Source organism: Okeania sp. SIO2F4 (assembly GCF_010672385.1).
Classification (GTDB): Bacteria; Cyanobacteriota; Cyanobacteriia; order Cyanobacteriales; family Microcoleaceae; genus Trichodesmium.
On sequence record NZ_JAAHGT010000699.1, the window covers coordinates 1 to 5,201 of the forward strand.

The 5,201-nt window shown below is 37.4% G+C and carries 4 protein-coding genes and 1 pseudogene; 4 read left to right on the plus strand and 1 reads right to left on the minus strand.

Features of this window, described 5'->3' with window-relative positions; translation table 11 throughout:
* Positions 1 to 46 precede the first annotated feature (46 nt).
* Positions 47 to 169 carry an FAD-dependent oxidoreductase gene (locus tag F6K22_RS30750; protein ID WP_363274788.1) on the minus strand — a complete coding sequence of 41 codons (123 nt, stop codon included), beginning with the start codon at positions 167 to 169 and terminating at the stop codon, positions 47 to 49.
* Positions 170 to 1,275: 1,106 nt separating this feature from the next.
* Between F6K22_RS30750 and F6K22_RS30755 the strand changes: the two genes are divergently transcribed.
* From F6K22_RS30755 to F6K22_RS30770, 4 genes and pseudogenes are all read left to right on the plus strand, one after another.
* A complete protein-coding gene (locus F6K22_RS30755; protein ID WP_293106985.1) occupies positions 1,276 to 1,560 on the plus strand; it encodes a helix-turn-helix domain-containing protein in 285 nt (94 codons plus the stop codon).
* A 739-nt stretch (positions 1,561 to 2,299) separates the two neighbouring features.
* Positions 2,300 to 2,509 carry a hypothetical protein gene (locus tag F6K22_RS30760; RefSeq protein WP_293106987.1) on the plus strand — a complete coding sequence of 70 codons (210 nt, stop codon included), beginning with the start codon at positions 2,300 to 2,302 and terminating at the stop codon, positions 2,507 to 2,509.
* 25 nt (positions 2,510 to 2,534) lie between these two features.
* Positions 2,535 to 2,816, plus strand: a pseudogene (locus F6K22_RS30765) (zinc ribbon domain-containing protein); the annotation flags it as partial.
* Positions 2,817 to 2,892: 76 nt separating this feature from the next.
* On the plus strand, positions 2,893 to 5,201 hold a 2,309-nt coding region (locus F6K22_RS30770; protein ID WP_293106992.1), incomplete at its 3' end, for a DEAD/DEAH box helicase.

Sequence of the window (5,201 nt, forward strand, 5' to 3'; positions counted from 1 at the left end):
ACGTTTGATTGCTTGGTCAGGCGTCGATTTTCACCAGCGAGTCTCATCAGTCGCTCCCTTCTAGAAGTGTAACATCATAGTCATTTTTGGCTAGGTGGTGAGTGGCTCCTAAACCAGCCCAGCCAGCACCTACTACTACTATCTTAGGAGTTTGAGTTTCTGTAGACATATTATTTTGGAATCAAAAGTAAAAAAATATTGAATTATCGTGGATTTTCCACAACTACTTTTTGGAGTTTTTCCAAAGTTGGTTAATTTTATCGTAATTTAATCAAGAAAACTACGTCTAAATTAATTTTGCTGTGGGATGAATTGTCTTCTTAGAAAACACTAATCAAGTCTATCTTGTTGCTAAGTATCTTGTCTAATTTTTTTTTTACAATAATATTAGTATTATTTATGAAAAATTAGTAATATTCACAACTTGAAACTTTAAAAATACAAATATATCGAAATTAGCAATATCAAGCAAATTCAGCTATTTAGACAATCAAATGGGTTTCACATCTTTTTTTGTATATATATATGTAAATATCTTTAATATAGAATCTAGGTAATTAGTTATAGTATTGTGGAGGAGTCAGGATTTAAGAGAAAAAATGATTTAAATAGCATAAATTTTTAAATTAGTATTCAATAAAACACCTGTATTAAGAGGAAGTAATTTTTTGATTATTGTATAACCGGATTTTATATAATAGAGTTGTTGGGAATTAAGCTAAAAAAATGGCTAAAACCCTTATCAGTAAAAGTTTATAGCATTTTTCAGCCCCATAATCATGAAAACCTTATAGAGTAAACTTTTGAGCATTGTTCAATTTTTATTTCCCGACAACTCTAATATAAATTACCGATATGTAGGATTATTGATTGATTATTAGTATTAGACTTGAGCAGACTGTATAGGGAATTTTTGAGGAGTATGCAAAGAATATTTCTTTGCTTTATCAGTGAGGGTAGAAACAAAGTAAGATGATTCATCCTGTTATATAGTACAGTATTTCTAATAGGTTAGACTCTATAATAAAGTTACAAGTCCTATTTAATAATATCTCGTAACCTACAATTTTTAGATGTATCACTTCAGCAGGGGTTTCGTTGATATCTTCTTATAATTAATCCTTAGTAACTTTAGTCTGAGGAGTAGCCAACTTGATTCAGCAATTCCCCTGCCGTTAAATCGCAGATTATAACGGCAGGGGAATTGCCGAGAGTAAATTAAAAAGGTGTCGATTGATATATATAATTATAGCACTTAAAGAGTAATATAAAATTATGATAATTACTCATTGCTACAAAATTAAGCCTACTTGTGAACAGTCAATCAAAATTGATTATTGGCTAGAATTGTTACAGCGACATTGGAATTATGTTCTTGGTCAACGATTAGACTGGTTGAATAGAACTAGATGTCAAGTTGACAGTTGCTCATTAATTTCATGCCCTATTGGCGAGATTTCCAGTAGACCAGATTATTATTTTCAGCAATCAGCACTTAAACAGATAAAACAGTTATTTCCTGACTACAAAGAAATCTCAATACGAAGTCCAGCAAATTAACTTACAAAGACTAGATAAAGCTTGGAAACGTTTCGGCGCTTGAGCCGACATGAAAGGCTAATACCCGCTCAAACTGGTAAACGTAGAGGACGACCAAGATTTAAAAAATCAGGGTTTTTAAGGTCCCGCGTGTTTTAGTAGAGTTAATCATCCGCTCATCAGTAATTAAATTTGATGGAAAACAAATAATTACTACAAGGTTTGGTCCTATTCGAGTGGTAGTTCATAGATATATACCAGATCGGTTTGTTATCAAAACTGCAACTATAACCAAAAAAGCGAGTGCGTAATTCTGGGGAAACCCCAGAATGTAAGACGCACTCAAGACGCTGATGGTTATTACATAAGTTTTAGCTGGGAAGATAAGTCAGTACCTAGTTTAATTCCTACAAATAATATTAAAACTGCTGTAGATATTGATGTAGGTTTAAAAGAGTTTTTGACTACTAATGCTGGTGAGAGTGTTCCTGTTCTTAATTTATATAGAAAATATCAATCTAATAAGTGCGAGAAAGCATAGAATTGTATCTAGAAAAGAAATTGGGTTAAAGAACTGGAAAAAGGAACATTGATAATTAATAATTAACAATTAATAATTAGAATAGTTTAATTTGACTAAATAAACTTCTAATAATTAATAATTAGTGAATAATTAGTTTCCTTCTTTCATTATTAATTATTCATTGAATACATATTGCTAGACAAAGAGAAGATTTTCACGCTCAATACTGCTCATAAATTGGCTAGAAAATATGACATAATTGCTGTGGAAGACCTGAAGATTAAAGGTTTAGCTAGAAACACAAAACTCTCAAAATCAATTTACAATGTAGCCTGGGGTGCTTTTATTGAAATATTGAATGCAGTGGCGGTCAAACGCGTTGTTCATGTAAGTAGGGGCGAATGGCCATTCGCCCCTACATCCTCACAATACATCACAAAACTGTAGTAATTGTGGTCAAAAAGTACTTAAAACTTTGTCAGTCAGAACTCACTCTTGTCCTAAATGTAAAATAGTTTTAGATAGAGATGAGAATGCAGCAATTAACATATTAAATAAAGCATTAAACGAGGTGGGTATCATCTTGTATGCTTGTGGAGGCTATGAGATTAATCAGCCTGTGAAACAAGAAACTTCTTTGTTTGGTGAGCTTCCCGTTATAATCTTCGATTTAACGGGAGATAACTTCACAACTTATCACCTATTAGCCTCAAACCTCAAACCTTTGAAAGATATAGTTAAAATAAAAATATAAAGTCTATATTCCCTGGTGAAAAGCAGGATTTAGATAATATCACATAAACTCTGTAAAGTCAATAAAATAAATCTTAGTGTCATACTCAACCCAGAACAGCCCAGAGCTGGATCTGAAGACCTTATTTCCATTTGAACTAGACAACTTCCAACAAACAGCGATTGTCGCCCTGAACGCTGGAAAATCAGTAGTTGTTTGTGCCCCTACAGGCTCAGGCAAAACCTTAATCGGAGAATATGCCATCTACCGTGCCCTAAGTCGTGGGCGACGAGTATTCTACACCACACCTCTAAAAGCCCTATCAAACCAAAAATTGCGGGACTTCCGTAACCTATTTGGGGCCGAAACAGTAGGGCTAGTCACAGGAGATACATCTGTTAACCGGGAAGCACCAGTGCTTGTAATGACTACAGAAATCTTCCGCAATATGCTCTACGGTACTCCCATTGGAGAAATAGGCACATCCCTAGAAAAGGTAGAAGCAGTAGTTCTAGACGAATGCCACTACATGAACGATCGGCAACGAGGCACAGTCTGGGAAGAATCAATAATTTACTGCCCGGCAGAAATCCAACTATTAGCCCTATCCGCTACAGTAGCCAATAGCGACCAACTCACAGATTGGATTACTAGAGTACATGGACCAACCGAACTCATCTACTCTGATTTCCGACCAGTCCCCCTAGAATTTAACTTCTCCAATAATAAAGGCTTATTCCCTCTACTGAACAACAATAAAACAAGAATCAATCCCCAACTCAAGCCTAAAAGTAGACAAGCAAATAGAGATAGAAGAGACAGACAACACGAACCAACCTTATCAACAGTCTTGTCTCAGCTCAAAGAGCGAGATATGTTACCAGCCATCTACTTCATATTCAGTCGTAGGGGATGTGCTCGTGCAGTAACAGAAGTAGCACAAGTCAGCAATCTTACCTTGATTAACGAAGCAGAAGCAACCAAACTACAAACCCTAATTCGAGAATTTCTCAAGCGCAACCCAGATCTAGCTGGCTCTCAACAGTTAGAACCTCTCACTAAAGGAATTGCAGCTCACCATGCCGGAATGTTACCCGTCTGGAAAGGATTAGTTGAAGAATTATTTCAGCAAGGTTTAATCAAAGTAGTATTTGCCACAGAAACCTTAGCGGCAGGAATTAATATGCCAGCCCGGACAACGGTTATCTCCAGTCTCTCAAAACGTACAGATGATGGACACAGACTCCTCAGACCATCAGAATTTCTGCAAATGGCAGGTAGGGCCGGACGGCGAGGGATGGATTTTCAGGGTTATGTTTTAACTGTACAAACTAGGTTTGAGGGTGCTAAAGAGGCGGCTTATTTAGCAACTTCAGGAGCAGATCCCTTAGTGAGCCAGTTTACTCCTAGCTATGGTATGGTACTGAATTTACTACAAACTCATACATTGGAGGAAGCAAAAGAGTTAGTAGAACGTAGTTTTGGTCAGTATTTGTCTACCCTGTCTCTGCTGCCAGAGCGAAAACAGATTGAACAAAAGTTAGAGGAATTGACGTCTGTAGAAAATAAACTGGGAATTTATGAAGAGAATGATTGGGTTAATCTCGAACAACTACTGGCAAGTTATGAAAAGTTACGGGAAAAAGCAAAAGAGGAGAAACGGCTGCTGAAGATTTTGCAAAAGCAGGCAGAGGAAACTCGGATTAGAGAAATGTCTTTATCTTTGTCTTTTGCAGTATTGGGAACTGTGGTTAGTTTGAAAGGAAAGCACGTTCCTACTGCTAAGAAATCTACTTCCGAACCTATTCCAGCAGTATTAGTAGCAAAAGTTCCTGGTTCTGGTCAGTCTCCTTATTCTTTGTGTTTGGGCAGGGATAATCGATGGTATGTAGTAGGAGCAATGGATGTGGTGGCTTTGCAGGCAGACTTGCCTCGGCTGGTTGCTGTAGACTACATGGAATTGCCTGGAGAGATGGAATATCGTTTGGGGCAATGTCGCAAAGGAGATGAAACAACTCTTGCTTTAGCTCAACAAATTCCAGTAGTACCACTGCCAGTAGATGCTCCAGAGGTTTTAGCACAAATGCAGAAATTGGCAAAGGTCGAAGCACAAGCCGAGGAACATCCTGTGAAGGAATGGGGGAACCCTCGTACTATACTGAAGGGTTGGAGAAGGATAGGAATGTTGAGAGCGGAAATAGAGGAGCGCCAAACTGAGTTGGAGGATAAGTTGGCACGCCATTGGCAAGAGTTTCTGAATCTGATTGAAATTTTGCAATATTTTGGCTGTCTACATGGAGTCGAGCCAACGGAGATTGGTCAAGCTTGTGCAGCAATTCGGGGTGATAATGAGTTGTGGCTTGGTTTAGTGCTGATGTCTGGAGCTTTTGACGGACTCGATCCCCA